Here is a 19,386-nt window from a genome sequence, read left to right as displayed (position 1 = left end):
ATGCAGTGCTTTTCACGGAGCTACTACCTCCATACAGCGGCTACACTTCAATGTTCTGCCATCGTTTTTCTGTTATAATGAAGATACAAGTGACTCAAATCATAGAGAGGTCGTGAATCATGGGTAGCATTAACCCCTCACTCCTACATATCGGCTCCACTATAGGGGCCTTGCTCATGGCGCTAATGGTTATTTTTATTCGTCTAAAAGCTAGCGCACGTCCGGTTACCATTCGAAAAATATGGATTCCACCTCTCGGGATGTCGACTGGCTTTGCCATGTTCGTTGTACCTGAAGTTAGGTTTCCTTTATGGTGGGCAGCACTCGCCTTTTTGATTGGCTGGTTCATCTTCGCGTATCCTCTAATGCGCAGCACAAACTTCGAACAACGGGATGGACAAATTTATGCTCAGCGTTCTAAGAGCTTTGCTTTCATTCTGCTCGGACTCCTTTTAGTTCGCACCTTACTTCATGAATTTATTAATAGTTATGTCAGTATCCCTCAGTCCGGTGGGTTATTCTTCATCTTAGCCTTCGGAATGATTCTTCATTGGAGATTCTTTATGTACAAACGTTATAAAGCTATGACCTCCTCAGAGGCACAGTCCTTACAGTCATAAGTATATATTGTTATTTTAAGAAGCCATTTCAATTCATACGATTGAGATGGCTTCTTACGTGGATGAATACCTTGTAGGAAAAAACATTTTTCTGTGTCCGATGTTAGGTAACTTGTGGAGGGATACGTTAAAATATATGCATACCTAACAATAGAAAGCGAGGTCAAGGCAATTGAAAAGTAAATCAAGAAAAGTTGCCATCGTCGGTGCCGGGATGGTCGGTTCCAGCTGCGCCTACTCCATGGTCAATCAGGCCATTTGCGACGAGATCATGATGATCGACCGCACCTATGACCGCGCTATGGCACAAGCACTTGATCTCTCACACTGCATGGATTTCACAAGCACACGCACCAAGGTGTATGCCGGAACCCATAGCGACTGCGCAGGAATGGATGTAGTTATCTTAACCGCGGGCGCTAATCCAAAGGCAGGGCAGACAAGACTTGACGTCCTGGAAGCTTCTGCAGTCATTACTAGGGAAATTATTACCAACATTATGGCTGGGGGATTCGATGGAATATTCGTAGTCGCCGCTAATCCAGTCGATATTGTCACTTATATGGTATGGAAAATATCAGGGCTGCCTCGCCACAGAATTATTGGTACAGGAACCTCCATTGACTCCTCGCGCCTAAAGACACTACTATCTGATGTTTTCTCCATCGATCCACGCAGCGTAAACGGCTACGCACTTGGAGAACATGGTGAATCCCAGTTTGTAGCTTGGTCACATGTGACGATTGGCGGTAAGCCCATCCTGCAAATTATGGATCAGCATCGTGAGCGGTTCCAGCATCTGGATCTGGAGGATATCTCCCGCAAGACCAAAGATGCGGGCTGGGAGATATTCACTAAAAAAGGCTCCACACATTTCGGTATTGGCAGCGCACTGGCTTACATTACTCGTTCCATTCTGAATGATGAGCATAAGATCATTGCCGTATCCGCAATTCTGGATGGAGAGTACGGGCAAAGTGGTGTATGTACCGGCGTACCGGCCATTATTGGCAACACTGGAATTCAAGAACTACTGGAGCTTAACCTAAACACCGGAGAAGCGGAGAAATTCAACGCCTCCTGCAGCATTGTTCGCTCAGGCATTGAGAGTCTACACTTGGGAGACAGCATTTAATTTCCTGCGAACAGAAAAAATCGCTCTTTGGGGATCGGTAGATAACACCAATACCCTAAAGAGCGATTTTTTTATCCTTGATCTTTAACCTTTAATGCTCGGACACTGTTCAGTACAGCCAGCACGGTTACCCCAACATCTGAGAATACAGCCTCCCACATCGTGGCAATCCCAAATGCGCCGAGTATAAGAAATATAGCTTTAACACCTAAAGCGAAAATAATATTTTGCCATACGATCATCCGTGTACGCTTGGCAATTCCGATAGCAACAGGAATCTTCGAAGGTTCATCGGTCATAATTACAATATCTGCCGCTTCAATCGCAGCATCGGAGCCCAGTCCGCCCATTGCGATCCCAACATCTGCTCTAGCTAGTACTGGGGTATCGTTAATTCCATCACCGACAAAAATAATTTTCTCGCGATGTGACTTTTCACGATCCAGCTTCTCGATGGCCTCTACCTTATGCTGCGGCAAAAGCTCCGCGTGTACCTCATCTACACCTAACTGCTTCCCAACATCTTCAGCTACAGAAGAAGCATCGCCAGTTAACATCACCGTTTTACGGATGCCAAGCTTCTTGAGGCTCTGAATAGCCTGCTGCGAGTCCTCCTTCACTTCATCAGCAATCACCAGATAACCCCCATACTGATGATCCACCGCGATGTGAACAAATGTACCGTTTTGCGCTGGCACCTCATAAGCTATGCCCTCTCGCTCCATCAGACGCGCGTTACCTGCAAGTACGGTCTTGCCTTCAATCGAAACCTCGATTCCATGACCGGAGATTTCGTTGTAATTCGAGATCGCTTCCTTAGAAATCTGTTCTCCATAAGCCGCCCTAATCGATTCGGCAATCGGATGGTTCGAATGGCTCTCCGCATAAGCAGCTGTCTGCAGCAATTCATCCTTAGACTTGCCACCTGACGGATAAATTCCTGTAACCTTAAATTGCCCCTTAGTCAACGTTCCGGTCTTATCAAAGACAACTACTTTCACATCATTCAACGCTTCAAGATAGTTGCTTCCTTTAATCAGAATACCACTGCGTGAAGCTGCACCAATCCCTCCGAAGAAACCAAGTGGAATCGAGACCACAAGCGCACATGGACAGGAGATTACGAGGAATACAAGCGCCCGGTAAATCCAATCTGAAAAGGTTGCCCCGCTAATCACTAGCGGAGGAACGATAGCTAGCAAGACAGCTGTGATCACTACTATAGGTGTGTAAGCCCGTGCAAACTTAGTAATAAAGTTCTCTGTTTTGGCTTTGTTGCTTGAAGCATTCTGTACCAACTCCAGAATTTTGGATACGGCAGATTCACCAAAGGTCTGTGTAACTTGCATCGTAATAACGCCGTTCCGATTAATAAACCCACTTAATACTGTGCTTCCCGGTCCAGCCGAACGCGGTACAGATTCCCCGGTAAGTGCTGATGTATCCATCATGGCGCTTCCCTCAAGGATAGTTCCGTCCAGAGGTACCTTCTCACCCGGTTTCACAACAATCACATCACCGATCGCTACTTCCTCTGGGGAGACTCGTTTTAGATCATTTCCAAGCTTAAGGTAAGCAAATTCGGGACGGATATCCATAAGTGCAGTGATAGATCGGCGTGAGCGGTTTACTGCCAGACCTTGGAACAACTCTCCGATTTGGTAAAAGAGCATAACCGCTACGCCCTCTGGATACTCACCAATCGCAAAAGCACCGATGGTTGCAAGAGCCATCAAGAAATTCTCATCAAATACCTGACCCCTGATAATGTTCCTAACCGCCTGCCAGACAACTTCACTACCCACAATGAGATAGGCTGCTAAGAAAATCAGCAGTTCTACAATACCCTCCACCGGTAACAATATTCCGGCAAGCGCGAGTATCCCACCGCCACCTAGCCGCAGTAGAATCTTACGGGTATCACCTTCCCCATGCTCGTGGCTGTGGCCATGGCTGTGACCATCCGCATCATCATGCTTATGTCCGTCTGCAGCCTGATGATCGTGTTCATGGTCATGTTTGTGATCCTCTCCATGCTTATGACTACTGTTATTCTGCAGCTTGCGACTGCCCTGAATCTTCTCTCTTACATTTACATGGGGCTCAAGTGCTTTCACCGTTTTCTTTGCTTCAACAATCGCTGATTCCTCATAACCTGCGGCGGTTTCCATCGTCATTGTCTTCGTAACAAAATTAACGGAGCAAGACGATACGCCTTCAATCTTCTTCACTTTATCTTCAATTTTCATTGCGCAATTGGCGCAATCCAAGCCTTCTAATTCCCACTGACGTTTTACTTTTCCTTGCATCGTATCCATACGGCACATCTCCTCAAATAAAAACCATATATGAGCACTTGTTCATATGTTTTCTTATTGCTATTATATTCCCTTTATTTTTTAAGGTCAATACGTCATATACACCATTTTTCTCCGCTCTCATAAAAATTAAATAAATTGATCTTTTCGTGAAAATATGGTAAATCATGTATGATCGCACCCGAGATGAATTGGCAACTAAATTACACGAAAGAAAGGATGAATGTAGACCATGTCAAAGCTAGCCAAAACGTCTTCTTTTTCACAGAAATACCCTGTTTGGACCGTTGTTATAATTGAGGTGCTGTTACTTTTGGCGTTATCTGCCGCCGGGACTTACGCTACGATTAAAGAGCTTTCGTATACCGCCCCAGTACTGATCTCCTTTATTCCAATCGCGCTTGTACTGATCATCTACTTCACAGTTAAGAACAAATGGAGTAATCTCGGCTTCCGTCCTCTAAATGCCATATCCTCAGGGAATTGGATCTATTATGCACCTCTAGTGGTCATCCTGATCACCATTTCCTTTAAAGGTTTTCGTGAGATCAGTACCTCTGAGGTATTGTTCCTTATCTTCTTCACGCTGCTTGTAGCCTTTGTGGAAGAAAGTATTTATCGCGGATTGATTTTCAAGACTTTGCTCACTAAGGGCGCTAAAACGGCTGTGATTACTTCAAGCATACTCTTCTCTATTACCCATTTACTTAATGCTTTATCCGGTTCAGACATGACGCAAATCATTCTACAGCTCGTATATGCACTTCTGATCGGTTTCGTGCTTTCTTTATTAATGCTGAAAAATAATAATATACTTCCGCTGATATTGTTTCATTTTGTACATAATCTGATTCAGTTTGTTGGAAACGATAATACGAGCGAATATATGGGAATCGATCTGCTCATTCTCCTGGTGCTCACTGCTCAAAGTGTCTGGCTAGTATTTTCCTTTAGAAAACCAACCCTATCGAGCAACCTAAATCAATCTAGTTAACGCAAAAGAGCGGTTCTCCAAAATTCGGAGAACCGCTCTTTTTTTGAAAAATACAGCTATTCATGACGGACATGTTCATGCGTCTGCAGAAAAATCTGCTCTACATGCGCATCGTTGAGCGAATAGAATACCGTCTTCCCTTCTTTACGACGCTTCACAATTCGTAAATTCCGTAAATAACGGAGCTGATGGGATATCGCAGATTGTCCCATATCAAGGATCACGGACAAATCGTGTACACATAGTTCTTGCTGGGACAAAGCGTAAATGAGCCGCACTCGTGTGGGATCACCCAACGCTTTGAACATCTCTGCCATTTTATCCGTTATTTCTCGGTCAGGCAGAATCAATGCAATGGATTCCGGTTCAAGCTCCGAACCCTTGCATGTGTTATCGCAATCTTCTAATGCCGTTGGCTCCATGCTATCGCCTCCTCCACCAGCTAGTCAGCTTTGCTGATTGTTTTCCTCAATTATATGAAAACCAGCTCTGGATGTCCATGGAGAAGGCGTTTATAAGAATCGCTGTAAATCAGACCGCTTTACGATAAAAGGAGAGTAGTCCTGCCGCAAAAAACACAATAAAACTACCGCCCACTACCATCATCAACGTTTCGAACGGTAAATTAAAAGCCCCAAACGTGTCATCACCATACGGCATCATAGCCAACATCGGTTGGACCCAAGGATAATAGGGGCCATAGGTTGAAGAATTGGCGATCAGCATATTAGGAATGGTCAGACTCACATTCAGCGCCAGCGGTGCGCCAAAACTGCTCCAGCCTTGAGAGATAGCCAGCTGCAGTGCAGCGAGTGGCAGACAGGCAACAAAGCCGCCAAATACCGAGCTAAGCAGCAGCGACCAAGGGATTGAATCCGGAATATTTCGGAATAAACCCATTCCCAGCACCATCACCAGGAACGTTAGTTGAACCGCAGCCAGCAATCCGATAATCATCACATATTTTGAGAGGTACACTGATAACCGAGTCACAGGTAGAGACAGTAACATCTTCCAGCCCCCGTCATGATGCTCATAACGACAGATCAGCGCTGCGAAAATACCCGAGAGCACAGGTAGAAACAGCAAGGCATGCATCATGGACATCACATTTAACAACAGTTCCCAACTCATCTTCTCCCCTTGATTATCTGCCAATGCCCCGGGAAGTAATGCTAAAATCGGACTGCCTATAACTAAAAGCCAGACATATGATTTAGACATTTTTAATCGTTCTGCCGACAACACTCTCCAAAATGAACTCATCGTTAATCCACATCCTTTCGTGCGAAGTGCAGTGCACCCGGCAAAAGAATCAGCAGCCCCAGCAGCAACCCTGCACCGCTAAATAAGAGACGATGCGAAGATTCCCAAGCCATATATGGCCATGTTAAAGGAACCCACTCCGAAAGTAACATGGAGAAGATAGACACCAAAGATAAGGTTATTCCAAGAGCAACTGGCAATGTCTGATTACGGTTAGCCAGAGAAAGCCACAGCTGCAAAGCGATAACCGGCAACGCTGCAATATAGGACATAAAGCCAATTCGTAACACATCCAAATACGGAATCAGTTCGACCTCGAAGCCCAAAACAAGCCCTAAACCAACTGTACCCACCGAGAGCAGTAAACAAGAAACCGCCACTAGCACCAGACATAACACCAGCTTAGCCATAAATACTGAGGTACGTGAGATAGGTAGCGCCAAGAGCTGCTTCCACGAGCTCATCTGATGTTCTACATTTGCAATCAACGAGCATACTAAGGTCCCTCCGAGAAAAAGAGCAATGGGTACAAATGCAGCCACATTGTTCAGAAGCCCACCCCATAAATCCGCGCTATACTGCTCGCGAAGATAATCATAACGAAGCCCGAAGTTCAAGCCTTGCATGGCTACAAGTCCAAGCGGTCCAAGAAACACTAGAAACCAGAGTCCCTTGCCACGGATTTTGAGCCAATCCGCCGACAGTGCCCGCCACATCATGATTCCTCTCCTCCTACAACCTGCAGGAAGAAGTCCTCAAGTGATTGTCTCCGCTCCTCTACACGATAAATAGCATGCCCATTCTCTACCAAGGCTTTGACTAGCAAGGCAACTCTTGCATCGATCATCCGGGAGAAGACTAGCTTTTGGTCTTGAAGTATCCCTGTGTACCCCCGTTCTTCACCAAGACGCAGCGCGGCCTCCGGGTCCGAGACTGCTAACCGCATTTCTCCCCCGGCTTGCCGCTGCAGATTCGTTATACTATCTTGGTACACCATTCGCCCTTGACGAATGATCCCTACGGTATCCGCCATTTGCTCAATTTCACTAAGCAAGTGACTGGATACTACGACAGTAATCCCTTGCTCCTGCGGCAATCGTTTAATCAGTCCGCGAATTTCCTGAATCCCTGACGGGTCAAGTCCGTTCGTCGGCTCATCCAGAATAAGCAGCTCCGGTTCCCCGAGCAAGGCAGCAGCAATACCTAGTCTCTGCTTCATCCCAAGGGAGAACCCTTTAACTGGACGTTTCTCTTCCCCTGTTAAGGAAACAATATCAAGCACCTCAGCAATCCGTGACTTCGGAGCACCAAGGATACGCCGGATGGCTTCAAGATTATCCACAGCGCTTAAGTGCCCGTAATAGGATGGAGACTCGACAAGCGACCCTACCTTCCGCAAAATTTGCAGTTTATGCTTGCGAAGATCCTGGCCGAATACTTCAATCCTTCCTGATGTTGGAGTGATCAGTCCAAGCAGCATACGAATTGTTGTTGTTTTCCCTGCCCCGTTTGGGCCAAGAAAGCCATAGATCTCTCCCTTGCGGATGTTCAAATTTAAATTTTCCACCGCAGCCCGGCCACGGTATTTTTTCAATAAATCCTTCGTTTCAATCACTGTTTCTTTCATGTTCCTCACCTCGGTAATTAGCATAACGTCCCAAGGTTAAGAACAAGGCGGCACGAAGTTTAAGTTTTGTTTAAATTTCTTCCCGTGGATTGAAGATTACAATAGAGGTGCCATCTCCTGTACTCTCCATATCCCACTCTAACTCCATATGCTTCATTAACAGATCCACGATGGACAGCCCTAATCCTGCCCCTTTGTAATCGGATGGACTCTGGATGCCTCTGCCGTGATCCGTAATCAAAATAACATGTTGCCCATTACGGGACTCCGTAGAAATCCCTACATAAAGACCACTGCGGGCATGACGTACAATATTCTGAAACAGATTATCAAGAATACGGCGGAACCAGACCTCATCCACCATCCAGAACAGCGGATCAGCCTCCAGGTCAATATCGATCTCGAAGTTCTCTTTTTCCCATACGGGGTACCAAGCAGCAGCACTTTCCCGCAACAAGCGCAAGACATCTTTACGCTCCTTCTTCAAAGTGATTCGTCCGCTGTTGAGGAGATTGTAGGATAAAAGATTCTCGATCAAGACGCTAAGATCTGCTATACGCTTATCCATAAGCTCTAAAGACTGTTGTCCTTGCGGGGTTAAACTCTCCTTGGTCATTACATGAATGTGGCTGCGGATCACGGTTAGCGGTGTACGTAAATCATGAGATAAGTTGGATACTAAACGCTTACGCAGCTCCTCCTCTTCGATTTCCCTCTTTCGACTTTCGTCAAGCTTCGCCACCATCGTGTTAAAAGCTTCCTCCAGTCTCCCAATCTCATCCAGCTTGCCCGTCATGATAGACTTAGGCATTCTATCCGGTCCCGTAATCGTCATTGCGGTTTGCAGCTGTAGTAGCCGCTTGCGTATTTTTCTAAAGAACAGCAAAGAAACCAGTGCGAAACCTCCAAAAAGTACAAAGAGCACAAAGTAATATAAAGCCCAAGCCCCAACTCCCCCATAAGCCCCTTTGTTTAGCAGCTTGTTTGGAATTTGCATTACCATAAACCCTTTGCCTGCATCCACCCGGTCTCCCATGAAGGCGACGATGGCTAAAGGATCACGCTTTGTACTTTCCTTCATAAAATAAATTGCCTCAGCCGCAGTCCACTGCTCCGGAACTCCGCTGCCATGTTGCGGATTGCTTTCATCAGGTGTGAGAATCAACTGGGTCATTCCCTCCCCATCTACCCAAAACATAGTAGCCTCAGTGTATTTCCGTCTCAGTTCATGTAGCCGCTCATTTATGCCTTCCGAAGAAGCATCTTCCAATTGAAGTGCCTCTTTATGCCACATGGTCTCTAGCGCTTTAACACTCGAATACAGAGAGGTGTCTACAGGTGGAGCCCCTTTGGTCACTTCATTAATCATATTGTAAAGAACGAAAGATAACGGCAGGACCACAGGGATAAAAAGCAGTGCAGAAACGATAATAAGCAAATATCCCGATAGCAAAGAGGAGCTACGCTGCTTGCGAATGCGCTCTAAACCCCTCATGCTCTTACCCGATATCCGATCCCCCGGACCGTTTCTATAATTTCCGGATTACCCGGATCAAGTTCTAACTTTTCGCGCAAATATCGTATATGTACCATTAAAGTTTTATCCCCCTCGAGATAGGCTTCTCCCCAGACGGCTTCATAAATCTGCTCCTTCGTCATAATCTGGCCAAGATGACGCAGTAAATAAGAAAAAATCTGGAATTGCTTACCCGTAAGCATGATTTCTTCCTGTGTTTGAGCATTTATCACTCGGTTATCCCCTTCATAAACGACTAGGTGCTTAAGCGTGAGCGAATCCTGCACTGCTGCTCCATTCCGTCTAAGCAGTACCTCAATACGGGCTGCCAATTCATCGGGATGAAAAGGCTTGGTCAAATAATCATCCGCAAACTCAAGTCCCTGCAGTTTATCATCAATGGAAGTTCGCGCGGAGAGCATCAAGATCGGAAGCTTAGGGTACGCCCGCTTCAAGCGTTGTCCGACAGTGAAACCATCCAGGCCCGGAAGCATTACATCCAGAATGGCCAATTGACAAGGCGCTGCTTCCTCCGCCGCTCCCTCCCCGCTCCGCAGCCAACGTACAATATAACCACGCTCACTTAAATCCGTAGACACGATGCTGCCGATTTCATAATCATCTTCAATATATAACAGAGTAACGGTCATGTATTTTAAGTCCTCCCCTGAGAAATTACGTAAAAAGTTGAAGTCATTATAACATGTTTTAACAGGACACTCAGGGACTTATCTTTTAAAAAAGCCCTCCTAAACCCGTGGGGGATAGGAAGGCTTTCGGAATCGATTTTAAATTGGTTTAGGGAGTCCACACGCCGTGCTCTTTATTACTGCCAACATACTCAATACGCGTTGGAGTAAGTTCTAGAATCACATAATTAGGGTCATCAGGCCCTGTAAACCATGGCTCCAGCTCTTCGTTCCACACCTTTGTGCGCATCCCTTCATCCTTAGAAACGGCAACGGTGGCTTCAATCTCCAGCACCTCTTTGCTTCCGCCTGACTCATATCCAAGCAGCAAAAAAGCATTCGGATTATTCGATAATTCCTCCACCTTATGAGTTTTGCGATTCGTAGCTAAATAAATCTTCAAACCCTCATGGAAAATGGCCATGTAACGTACTTTTGGCTTATTTCCTTCTTCGATCGTACCAAAGGAACCAAACTTGTTGTCATCCAATGCTCTAATAATGAGTTGCTCCAGTTGTTTGTTATCCATTACGTAAATCTCTCCCTTCAAGCATGTAAACAAAAGTTTATATATCCAAGCTCACCGTTTGGATTTATCATAACAATGGTGCTTATTATAATGTACCCTTCCGGTTCACATTGAATCCGACCTTACTCCATAAACTACTTTCAATATAAGGGGCTTACTTCGTGAAAAAACTGATCTGGATCGGCTGTCTTTCCTACTTTGTCATTGGCCTTGCTCATGTAGTGCTGGGATCTATTCTTCCCGTTCTGCTACAGCATTATGACCAAAATTATAGTGCCGGCGGGCAATTAATCTTTAGTCAATTTGCTGGTTTTCTGGCTGGTGTGCTTGTCTCTCCCCTACTCAATCGCCGTTTTGGGAAACGAGGAGGGATCATTATCGCCACCGCTCTTCTCCTGACTGCTGAGATTGCGTATGCTTTTCTACCCCCTTGGGAGTGGATGTATGTCATTGCTGTTGCGGCTGGCTTTGGTTTCGGTATGATCGAAGCCGTCATCGGCACCATCATTATCGGAGCTGTGACAGAAGGAACCGCGATCGCGATGAGCCGACTTGAAGTCCTATTTGGGATAGGAGCACTTGTAATGCCTCTTATCGCCAGTCCGCTCATTGCTACCGGAGCATGGAGATTGGCATTCCTAATTGTCGCTGGCTTCTCATTACTTTCCCTCATTCTCTGGGGAAGAGGCCATTTTGGGAATCTGCAGCGCATACTGGACGAGCGAGCACCTAGCAAAGTCTCAGCATCCGCACATTCCTCGCAGTCCAGCACACAGCTTCCGTATAAAGGGAAACAATGGATTCTGCTGTGCATCTTCATCCTTTTCTTCTTTCTTTATGTAGGTACGGAGATGAGTCTGGTCAACTTTATGCCCGCCATCTTTATCGCCAAGCTAGGGATGACAGAATCTGCGGCGGCGCTGACAGTTACTTTCTTTTGGCTAGCTATGTCTACGGGAAGATTGTTTGCTGGAGTGATTGCAGAGAAAATTTCTTACCGTGTATACATTTTAAGTAGCTGTTTACTGACCTTGTTACTGCTGGCTCTTTTTCCGTTCACAGAAAATCGGTTAGCTGCATTCATCGTACTTATGCTACTTGGGTTATTTATGTCCGGTATTTTCTCCATTGCTCTAGTCTTCTCCAGCAAGATGCTGCCAGGAGCCGAAGAATCAACACCCAGCATAATGATCGCTGCTGGAGGTGTCGGTGGAGCTCTGCTGCCCCTATTCATGGGCTGGTCTATGGACCATCTAAAAGTGGCACAAACTGCTGGGTTACTTGCCGGTTTTGCCGCCTTCTTGTTCTTGCTGAGCATTGCCGCATGGAGATTCCAATCCAGACAAGCAGTGCAAAGAAAGAGTTCCAGTATTTAGAATGTTAAAATGGTATCAACCTAATCCTTTTAGGGTAATGTCATCTATAAGCATATTCTGAGCACAAGGATGGACGATGAATGGATAAGCTTTCAACTGAGCCTTTATTACATACTGCGCTTATGCAGTTTATTTTTCCCTTTTCAATAAAAAAGGGCGATTCTAAGAAGCTTATCCAACAATTGCAGGATGATGGCTTCACACGTTTTTTTCTGGATAATAAAGAGTTAGAAAATGCCTTTTACGGAGAAGGCCACTGTGTTTCCCATGAACGGATGGAGCGCACCTATTTACCGTTTGCTGCACATATTCTTTTTCCACGCAAGAAGGATGTAGACTCTTTCTGCCGCTTTTCCAGAGTCAATAATCTGGACTGTATTCTAGAGATTCCTCAGCAGTCTATATTTTTTAAAATTCTCTCGACGGATATATTCATATGTCCTTTTCAGCTTGGATTTGTGACGATACGTGTCCAGCTTGAGGGGGATTCGATTCCCTTTAGTATTGCACTGGAATTCGCGGACCGCTTCCGGACGCTTGAGAATACCTTTGTACAGGATGACTACACCTATATCCATTGCGGGGAACAGACCTATGAGATGGTAGAGGATTTTGTCTTCCGAAATCTGGTGGATGGACTGGAGCCTTTTCTGGATCACTCGGATATCAATGGGGCTTATTTCGAGACCCTTCCCTTTTTCGTAGATGAAAGAATGCAGGTACAAGCCTTTTATGGCTTTCAGAGTGAAGGAGATTCTGATGAGATTAGTATAAATTTGCGCTATCGCGCCTCTCAGCTTGATGGAATTGATCTAAACGGGAAGGCCTATGCCAGTGCCAGCGATCCAGCGTATATTGCGAACTACTGTCATGAGCATTCCTATAATCGATGGGGCCCAGACACGTATTATATGATGAATGAGCAGACCTTTTGCTGTCTAACCCGAGCTGAATCAAAGATCGCCGTTAGCCTGGCCAACCAGATGTACGGGCAATATTATTACGGATTTCTACTCAATATTTTCCACAAAATTGTTCTGCTAAAGCTGGCAAATATGCATTCCCGACTACGCATAAACCACGATTATGATGAGATCGATAATTTAATCTACTCGATTAATAAATTCTCGGCAAAGTTTTATTTCTTAGAGCTAATTTCACAGTCGCAAGGACGGGAGATTTTTCTTCAGCTGCGTAAAGTATACGGGAACGACGCTCTGTTCGAGGAAGTAAAAGAAACCTTGACTGACCTGTTTCAGTATCAAGATAAATTCCAGTCGAAGCGCCGGGATAATCTGCTGATGATCCTCACTGTATTTACGGTGGTAAGTGGGATTTATGGCATGAATCAAGTCATTGACGATCTGGATGGAAAGATTCAATGGAGTAAAATGGTTAGCTATTCCCCCTTTGAGTTTCTTGCTCTCTTTGTGATTATGAGCGGGATAATGATCAGTGTTGTCCTTACGCTAGGTGCTCTGGTTACTGAGCTTAAGCGGCGTCATCGCAAGAAACATAAAGATCTGGATTAATGAAAACGGACGGAGAGATTTGAAAAATTTAGGAGCGTGCTACTAGACATTCCGAGAACAGCCGTCTATAATACACCGTATGCAAGCATAAACGCCTTCAGCGTGCTTATAAAGACGATTAGCGTTTAAGCGAGAAATACCCGTTAACTTCATAGAACCAGGGGTGCTGGAATTGGCCGGCTGAGATTGTATCCCACAAGATACTGACCCTTATACCTGATCTGGATAATGCCAGCGTAGGAATCGCCAAATGGTTTTGGTCCCTGTGACCTTTACTAACCTTGCGCCAAGCCAGCGTCCCGATCACTCGGGGCGCTTTTTTTGTGTAGATCACAAAAGATGTAGAAGATATGTACATACTACACTTTATGGTTCATGTTGGATGACGGGATCTGGCAACCTTAAAGGAGAGAAGAAGACATGCAACTCAAAAAAGCACTTATGCTTAGCCTCACCTGTATGCTCATTCTTGCAATTGCCGGATGCGGCAGCAACAATGGGAATACAGCCGGAAACAAAGGAAATGCTGCGGATTCGAATACAGCGACCGGATCAAAAGCTCCGAAAGAGCTTACCAAAGTTAAGGTTGCACTGGATTGGACACCGAATACGAACCACACCGGTCTATACGTAGCCAAGGATCTTGGTTATTACGCGGAAGAAGGTCTGGATGTAGAAATCGTTCAACCTGGCGCAGCGGGTTCTGATACTATGGTTACCTCTGGCGAAGCCGCTTTTGGGATCAGCGCTCAGGAAGGATTGACTCTAGCCCGTCTACAAGGCGTTCCCCTTGTCTCGATTGCAGCCATTATTCAGCATAATACTTCGGGATTCGCCGCTCCAGTAGACCGCAATATTAAATCACCAAAAGATTTTGAGGGTAAAACCTACGGCGGTTGGGGCTCTCCTGCTGAAGAAGCAGCCATGAAGGCGATCATGGACCCTGTTGGTGGCGATGTGAAAAAGGTGAAGCTAATCAGTATTGGTGAAGCTGACTATTTTACCGCAGTCAAACGTGACATTGATTTCGCTTGGATCTTCTACGCTTGGACCGGTATTGAAGCCGAACTGCGTGGTGAGCCTCTGGATATGCTCTACTTGAAGGATTATGCGCCTCAGCTCGATTATTACACCCCTGTGCTGACCACGAGTGAGAAGCAGATTTCTGAGAATCCAGATTTGGTGAAGGCTTTCCTGAAAGCCACATCGAAGGGTTATCAATATGCGATTGATCATCCAGAAGAGGCTGCCGCTACATTATCCAAGGCTGTGCCTGACCTTGATGCAGAGCTTGTCCTAGCTAGCCAAAAATGGCTTAGCCCGAAATATAAGGACGACGCCCCACGCTGGGGAGAGCAAAAAACCGAGGTCTGGCAGAATTACGGCGACTGGATGTATGATTTGAAGCTGCTGGACAAACCGCTGGATGCAGCTAGTGCATTCACGAATGATTTTTTACCGGCGGAGTAGACCGGACTTCCCAAGTTCGTTCAAGATTCGACGCCGAATCTACTTCCTGAAAATACTTCGTTATCAAAGTTGGCTTTTTGAACTTACCTATACAAATTGAGAGGATTGATTATTGTGGCTAATACATTATTAAGCATTCAAGTAATTCCTAAGACTCCAAACAATGAGGACTCCATCCCCTACGTAGATAAAGCAATTGAAGTTATTCAAAAATCCGGCGTTAAACATCAGGTGAATCCTCTGGAAACTACTATGGAGGGTGAGCTAAGCGAACTACTGGAGGTTGTGCGTCAAATGCAGGAGGCGCTGATCGAAGCAGGTAGTCCAAGCGTGATCTCCCAAATCAAAATCGCTCATAACCCTAACGGAATCAGCATGGATAAATTGACGGAGAAATATCGGCCGTGAGATCGACCTGGAAGCTAATATGGCCGCCCCTTGTGGCGGTCGTCTTCTTTTTAACCGTATGGCAGTTATCTGTTTCTCTATTCCATATCGAATCCTGGATTCTGCCGAGTCCTGCTGATATTGCACGCGAATCCACCAGTAATGCCTCAGGTCTCTGGGCTCATACGATGGCTACGCTCCGACTCACATTAATCGGTTTTCCTATTGGTACAGGTGTAGGCTTGATCGTCGCTCTACTTTTGCATCTTTTACCTTGGGCTAGACGAGCTTTTTATCCACTCATTATTCTGAGTCAAAATGTTCCCTCTATCGCACTCGGACCACTGCTTATCATCTGGTTTGGCTTCGGCCTTTTGCCCAAAATCGTGCTGATTACACTGGTATGCTTCTTCCCGGTTGCTGTCGCTGCAATGGGCGGCTTGTCTCAAAGTGATCAAGTCATGATGAATTATATGAAAATGGCGGGCGCAAGCAAGTGGCAAATCTTCACCAAGCTGGAGCTTCCCTCTTCTATCCCGGCACTATTTTCCGGCGTGAAAATATCAGCTACTTATGCGGTTATGGGAGCCGTGGTCGCTGAGTGGATTGGCGCGGATAAAGGGATTGGCTATTATATGCTCCTGCAAAAATCAGCTTACCGTACGGATCGGATGTTTGTCGCTATTGTTATTATTGTGCTCCTTAGTCTTGTGCTTTTTGCGATTATCGCCTTGCTCGAAAAATGGTTAGTTCGCTGGAAACCGCGCCGTAACTCATAGAAAGGAAGATGCCTGGATGTCTCAAGCGACGCAAATAGAGCAAAGAACAACTGAAATCATAAGCTCTCCTGAAGCTCATACTGCACCACCTGCTCTTGAAGTAAGCGGCATCTCCAAGTCCTTCACCCATCGTCGCCGCGAGACGAACGTGCTGAACAACGTTTCTCTTAAGGTAGAACAGCAAGAGTTCGTTTCAATCGTCGGTCCTTCCGGCTGTGGAAAAAGCACCTTATTCCATATGATCGGCGGACTAGTGAAGCCTGATGCAGGAACGATCCTCATGAACGGTAAGGTCGTTACAGGTCAACGTGGTGAAATCAGTTATATGCCGCAGCAGCCTGCGCTTTTTCCTTGGCGAACGATTGAAGATAATGTACTGCTAGCCAGAGAAATCAAAGGTGCTCTGCAGGATGGAGCTCGTGAAGAAGCGCGCCAGTGGCTCGCCAAGGTTGGCTTGAATGGATTCGAACAGGCTTATCCGCATATGCTGTCTGGTGGGATGCAGCAGCGTGCTGCTTTTCTCAGAGCATTGCTGGCTCCGCAGGAGTTGATGCTGCTCGATGAACCTTTCAGCGCACTGGATGCACTAACTCGCAGTGAAATGCAGCGCTGGTTGCTGGAGCTGTGGGAGGAGAATCGCCGCTCCGTGCTATTCATTACCCATAACATCGAAGAAGCGTTGCTGCTCTCGAATCGTATTTATGTATTCTCGGGTCGTCCCGGCTCCATCCTACATACTGTTGACGTGCCATTTTCACGGCCACGCCGCGATGAGATTACGGATTCCCCGGAATTCCTTAAACTCAAACGCCAGCTGTCACAGTGGATGCGAGAAGAACAAGCTAAGAATGAAAAACAGCCTTCTAAATAGAGATCAAAACAAAGAACCGCTCGGGCTTCTATTAGCCCAAGCGGTTCTTTTGTTGTAACCAAAATATGCTGTTTATATCTTATTGTGCTTGTACAAACTCAGCAGATTTAATCCCTGCTTGACGGCCGAAAATAATGATTTCTGCTACAGAGTTACCGCCGATCCGGTTTTGACCGTGTAATCCACCTGTAACTTCACCAGCCGCATACAGGCCAGGAATAGCAGCGCCGTCTTTATTTAATACTTCTGTGTTCGTATTGATCTTCACGCCGCCCATGGTGTAATGAATCCCTGGGGCGATCTTAATAGCGTAGTAAGGACCCGCGGACAAATCGTTGTCCATTCCTGTTGTTCTGCCGAATTCAGCATCGTTCTTGTTCTTTACCGCGCTGTTCCAAGTATCAAGTGTCGCTTTTAGCTTATCGGCTGGCACACCGATTTCTTTCGCCAATGCTTCGATGGTATCCGCTTGGATCACGAAGCCCATTTTGTCATATTGTTCAATTGCTTTCACACGTGATTTGACGCCGGAATCAAAGACAAGCGTTGCCGCTTTTTCAGGAAGTGTATTGATCGCTTCGGTAACTTTATCACGTGTAGTCAATTCGTTTACGAACCGTGTGCCTTCGCTATTCACGAGGATAGAACCTTCGCCGCGTACAGCTTCCCCGATCAGATAAGATTTTTCTTGTTGAACTGTTGGGTGAACCTGGATTTGATCCATATCAACGGTGGTTCCGCCAAGTGCCTCAATCATCTTGATGCCGTCGCCGGTACTGCCGATTTGGTTAGTCGTTACGTATCCTTCCAGATCAGGTCTAACTTTTGATATCATATCCATGTTGGATCCAAAACCACCTGTTGTTACAACAACTGCCTTCGCTGTAATGGTTTTTTCATCAGCTTGGTTAAAGAGTACTTTGACGCCGTTAGCCTTACCGTCTTTTTGAGTAATTTCTTTAACATCCGCGTTCACAAACAGTGGAATTTCTTTTTCTTGTACGTTTCTAACCAATCCTTTGACAAGGTATTGGCCTACCGCAGAGCCGTCTTCTGGACGATGGGTACGTTTTTCGCTCATGCCGCCTGTGATCGTAATATTGTTCAGCTTAATTCCGATCGAATCCAACCAATCGATTGCACTTGCGGAATTGTCAACGAAGAAACGAAGCATCTCTTTATCGTTCGTGTCATGGCCGCCCTTTAAGGTCTCTTCATAAAACTTATCATTGCTATCTTCAATGCTTTGCTCTTTTTGAAATTTCGTTTGGGAAGCGTTCATTCCTGAGGAGGATTTACTTGTATTCCCACCTGCAACCGGCATTTTTTCTAAAATAACAGGGTTCAAGCCTTTGGCCTTAGCTTCCAGTGCAGCCGACATTCCTGCGCCACCAGCACCAACAATAACGATATCATAATTATCTTTTAATTGATCCAGTGGTGTGTAACTAGCTTCTGATGCGCCTGATACGGCTTCAGCTTTATCATTTTTGGCCGTCTCATTTACCTTACTTTTGTTCTCGTTTCCATTACTATTACCTGCGCTGTTGCTATTACTGTTACCGCAGCCTGCGATTACGAGCATGACAGAGAGAATGAGAATGAGAGCAGTACTTGTTGTCTTCTTCATCTTTATAACGCCCCTTTGTGAATGTTTTCACATTTATAATAACGCAAAGTCGATGTTTTGTGAAGGTATTTTTGTAATTAGTTATGATTACTGTTACATTTTCATGAATATTTTCATTTAAATTTCCATAAAAATCCTCATCAGCTTACTACACAAAGAAAACCGCCCTATCCAGGGCGGTCTCCTACCTTATTTTCTAATCAACGTTTACAACACCAGTTTGGGTCGTACGAACTGTCTGCCCTTACTTATGGTATATAAGCTATAACTTCAATTTCTACGAGCCCGTCCTTAGGCAGACGTGCTACTTCAACAGCGCTGCGAGCAGGGTATGGCTGAGCAAAGAATCTTCCATAAATCTCATTCACCTTAAGAAAATCATTCATATCCTTTAGGAAAACGGTCGTCTTTATTACCTGGTCCATGCTTGTACCCGCCGCTTCCAGTATGGCTTTGACATTCAGCAACGACCGTTCCGTCTGTTCCTCGACCGTAGCAGGAAAAGTCCCATTAACCGGGTCTAGTCCGAGTTGTCCTGAAGTATATAAGACGTTCCCAAGCTTTACAGCTTGAGAGTAAGGCCCAATTGCACCTGGTGCATCCGTTGTTTTTACAGTTTCTTTATGCATATTTGTCATTTTAAAAGA

19 protein-coding genes and 1 riboswitch are annotated in these 19,386 nt (G+C 45.6%); of the genes, 9 read left to right on the top strand and 10 right to left on the bottom strand.

Annotated features, from left to right (window positions below; genetic code table 11):
• Positions 1 to 119 precede the first annotated feature (119 nt).
• Together ACWNM1_RS03920 and ACWNM1_RS03915 are read left to right on the top strand one after the other, a co-directional pair.
• Complete coding sequence (locus ACWNM1_RS03920; protein WP_449599966.1) at positions 120 to 620, top strand: CcdC family protein; 501 nt, start codon at positions 120 to 122, stop codon at positions 618 to 620.
• A gap of 172 nt (positions 621 to 792) precedes the next feature.
• Positions 793 to 1,755 (top strand): L-lactate dehydrogenase, encoded by a 963-nt coding sequence (locus ACWNM1_RS03915; RefSeq protein WP_449599965.1) that lies wholly within the window; start codon positions 793 to 795, stop codon positions 1,753 to 1,755.
• Positions 1,756 to 1,826: 71 nt separating this feature from the next.
• Here ACWNM1_RS03915 and ACWNM1_RS03910 read toward each other — a convergent pair whose 3' ends face one another.
• A complete protein-coding gene (locus tag ACWNM1_RS03910; RefSeq protein ID WP_449599964.1) occupies positions 1,827 to 4,073 on the bottom strand; it encodes a heavy metal translocating P-type ATPase in 2,247 nt (748 codons plus the stop codon).
• A 232-nt stretch (positions 4,074 to 4,305) separates the two neighbouring features.
• Here ACWNM1_RS03910 and ACWNM1_RS03905 point away from each other — a divergent pair, with 232 nt between their 5' ends.
• Entirely contained in the window at positions 4,306 to 5,067 is a 762-nt protein-coding gene (locus tag ACWNM1_RS03905; RefSeq protein WP_449599963.1) for a CPBP family intramembrane glutamic endopeptidase, read from the top strand.
• A 56-nt stretch (positions 5,068 to 5,123) separates the two neighbouring features.
• Here the strand turns inward: ACWNM1_RS03905 and ACWNM1_RS03900 are convergent, their stop codons facing one another.
• From ACWNM1_RS03900 to ACWNM1_RS03870, 7 genes are all read right to left on the bottom strand, one after another.
• On the bottom strand, positions 5,124 to 5,489 hold the full coding sequence (locus ACWNM1_RS03900) for an ArsR/SmtB family transcription factor (RefSeq protein ID WP_094869696.1): 366 nt from the start codon (positions 5,487 to 5,489) through the stop codon (positions 5,124 to 5,126).
• 109 nt (positions 5,490 to 5,598) lie between these two features.
• The gene (locus ACWNM1_RS03895) at positions 5,599 to 6,333 is read right to left on the bottom strand and encodes an ABC transporter permease (RefSeq protein ID WP_449599962.1); all 735 of its coding nucleotides are present in this window, start codon (positions 6,331 to 6,333) and stop codon (positions 5,599 to 5,601) included.
• A 2-nt stretch (positions 6,334 to 6,335) separates the two neighbouring features.
• Complete coding sequence (locus tag ACWNM1_RS03890) at positions 6,336 to 7,052, bottom strand: ABC transporter permease (RefSeq protein WP_449599961.1); 717 nt, start codon at positions 7,050 to 7,052, stop codon at positions 6,336 to 6,338.
• Positions 7,049 to 7,960 carry an ABC transporter ATP-binding protein gene (locus ACWNM1_RS03885; RefSeq protein WP_449599960.1) on the bottom strand — a complete coding sequence of 304 codons (912 nt, stop codon included), beginning with the start codon at positions 7,958 to 7,960 and terminating at the stop codon, positions 7,049 to 7,051. The genes ACWNM1_RS03890 and ACWNM1_RS03885 overlap by 4 nt, the downstream gene beginning before the upstream one ends.
• Before the next feature lie 70 nt (positions 7,961 to 8,030).
• A complete protein-coding gene (locus tag ACWNM1_RS03880; RefSeq protein WP_449599959.1) occupies positions 8,031 to 9,455 on the bottom strand; it encodes a histidine kinase dimerization/phospho-acceptor domain-containing protein in 1,425 nt (474 codons plus the stop codon).
• Positions 9,452 to 10,126, bottom strand: coding sequence for a response regulator transcription factor (locus ACWNM1_RS03875; RefSeq protein WP_449599958.1), 675 nt, complete (start codon positions 10,124 to 10,126; stop codon positions 9,452 to 9,454). The genes ACWNM1_RS03880 and ACWNM1_RS03875 overlap by 4 nt, the downstream gene beginning before the upstream one ends.
• Before the next feature lie 148 nt (positions 10,127 to 10,274).
• Entirely contained in the window at positions 10,275 to 10,694 is a 420-nt protein-coding gene (locus ACWNM1_RS03870) for a pyridoxamine 5'-phosphate oxidase family protein (protein WP_449599957.1), read from the bottom strand.
• A gap of 161 nt (positions 10,695 to 10,855) precedes the next feature.
• Here ACWNM1_RS03870 and ACWNM1_RS03865 point away from each other — a divergent pair, with 161 nt between their 5' ends.
• From ACWNM1_RS03865 to ACWNM1_RS03840, 6 genes are all read left to right on the top strand, one after another.
• The gene (locus ACWNM1_RS03865; RefSeq protein WP_449599956.1) at positions 10,856 to 12,070 is read left to right on the top strand and encodes an MFS transporter; all 1,215 of its coding nucleotides are present in this window, start codon (positions 10,856 to 10,858) and stop codon (positions 12,068 to 12,070) included.
• An 80-nt stretch (positions 12,071 to 12,150) separates the two neighbouring features.
• Positions 12,151 to 13,602, top strand: coding sequence for a hypothetical protein (locus ACWNM1_RS03860; protein ID WP_449599955.1), 1,452 nt, complete (start codon positions 12,151 to 12,153; stop codon positions 13,600 to 13,602).
• Between the two features lie 149 nt (positions 13,603 to 13,751).
• Positions 13,752 to 13,862: riboswitch (TPP riboswitch) on the top strand.
• A 160-nt stretch (positions 13,863 to 14,022) separates the two neighbouring features.
• Positions 14,023 to 15,072 carry an ABC transporter substrate-binding protein gene (locus tag ACWNM1_RS03855; protein ID WP_449599954.1) on the top strand — a complete coding sequence of 350 codons (1,050 nt, stop codon included), beginning with the start codon at positions 14,023 to 14,025 and terminating at the stop codon, positions 15,070 to 15,072.
• 114 nt (positions 15,073 to 15,186) lie between these two features.
• Complete coding sequence (locus ACWNM1_RS03850) at positions 15,187 to 15,480, top strand: thiamine-binding protein (RefSeq protein ID WP_036682688.1); 294 nt, start codon at positions 15,187 to 15,189, stop codon at positions 15,478 to 15,480.
• On the top strand, positions 15,477 to 16,238 hold the full coding sequence (locus ACWNM1_RS03845; protein WP_076300092.1) for an ABC transporter permease: 762 nt from the start codon (positions 15,477 to 15,479) through the stop codon (positions 16,236 to 16,238). The genes ACWNM1_RS03850 and ACWNM1_RS03845 overlap by 4 nt, the downstream gene beginning before the upstream one ends.
• 16 nt (positions 16,239 to 16,254) lie before the next feature.
• Positions 16,255 to 17,109, top strand: coding sequence for an ABC transporter ATP-binding protein (locus ACWNM1_RS03840; RefSeq protein WP_449599953.1), 855 nt, complete (start codon positions 16,255 to 16,257; stop codon positions 17,107 to 17,109).
• A gap of 79 nt (positions 17,110 to 17,188) precedes the next feature.
• Here the strand turns inward: ACWNM1_RS03840 and ACWNM1_RS03835 are convergent, their stop codons facing one another.
• Together ACWNM1_RS03835 and ACWNM1_RS03830 are read right to left on the bottom strand one after the other, a co-directional pair.
• Positions 17,189 to 18,739 carry a flavocytochrome c gene (locus tag ACWNM1_RS03835; RefSeq protein ID WP_449599952.1) on the bottom strand — a complete coding sequence of 517 codons (1,551 nt, stop codon included), beginning with the start codon at positions 18,737 to 18,739 and terminating at the stop codon, positions 17,189 to 17,191.
• 248 nt (positions 18,740 to 18,987) lie between these two features.
• Positions 18,988 to 19,377, bottom strand: coding sequence for a RidA family protein (locus tag ACWNM1_RS03830; protein ID WP_449599951.1), 390 nt, complete (start codon positions 19,375 to 19,377; stop codon positions 18,988 to 18,990).
• Between the last annotated feature and the right edge of the window lie 9 nt (positions 19,378 to 19,386).

The organism is Paenibacillus sp. Marseille-Q9583 (assembly GCF_976954365.1).
This window is presented reverse-complemented; position numbering and strand designations above follow the sequence as displayed.

Coding starts and splice junctions, on each gene's coding strand:
- ACWNM1_RS03920 (WP_449599966.1), top strand. CDS start 120: ATGGGTAGCATTAACCCCTCACTCCTACATATCGGCTCCACTATAGGG.
- ACWNM1_RS03910 (WP_449599964.1), bottom strand. CDS start 4,073: ATGGATACGATGCAAGGAAAAGTAAAACGTCAGTGGGAATTAGAAGGC.
- ACWNM1_RS03905 (WP_449599963.1), top strand. CDS start 4,306: ATGTCAAAGCTAGCCAAAACGTCTTCTTTTTCACAGAAATACCCTGTT.
- ACWNM1_RS03900 (WP_094869696.1), bottom strand. CDS start 5,489: ATGGAGCCAACGGCATTAGAAGATTGCGATAACACATGCAAGGGTTCG.
- ACWNM1_RS03895 (WP_449599962.1), bottom strand. CDS start 6,333: ATGAGTTCATTTTGGAGAGTGTTGTCGGCAGAACGATTAAAAATGTCT.
- ACWNM1_RS03890 (WP_449599961.1), bottom strand. CDS start 7,052: ATGATGTGGCGGGCACTGTCGGCGGATTGGCTCAAAATCCGTGGCAAG.
- ACWNM1_RS03885 (WP_449599960.1), bottom strand. CDS start 7,960: ATGAAAGAAACAGTGATTGAAACGAAGGATTTATTGAAAAAATACCGT.
- ACWNM1_RS03880 (WP_449599959.1), bottom strand. CDS start 9,455: ATGAGGGGTTTAGAGCGCATTCGCAAGCAGCGTAGCTCCTCTTTGCTA.
- ACWNM1_RS03875 (WP_449599958.1), bottom strand. CDS start 10,126: ATGACCGTTACTCTGTTATATATTGAAGATGATTATGAAATCGGCAGC.
- ACWNM1_RS03870 (WP_449599957.1), bottom strand. CDS start 10,694: ATGGATAACAAACAACTGGAGCAACTCATTATTAGAGCATTGGATGAC.
- ACWNM1_RS03860 (WP_449599955.1), top strand. CDS start 12,151: ATGGATAAGCTTTCAACTGAGCCTTTATTACATACTGCGCTTATGCAG.
- ACWNM1_RS03855 (WP_449599954.1), top strand. CDS start 14,023: ATGCAACTCAAAAAAGCACTTATGCTTAGCCTCACCTGTATGCTCATT.
- ACWNM1_RS03840 (WP_449599953.1), top strand. CDS start 16,255: ATGTCTCAAGCGACGCAAATAGAGCAAAGAACAACTGAAATCATAAGC.
- ACWNM1_RS03835 (WP_449599952.1), bottom strand. CDS start 18,739: ATGAAGAAGACAACAAGTACTGCTCTCATTCTCATTCTCTCTGTCATG.
- ACWNM1_RS03830 (WP_449599951.1), bottom strand. CDS start 19,377: ATGACAAATATGCATAAAGAAACTGTAAAAACAACGGATGCACCAGGT.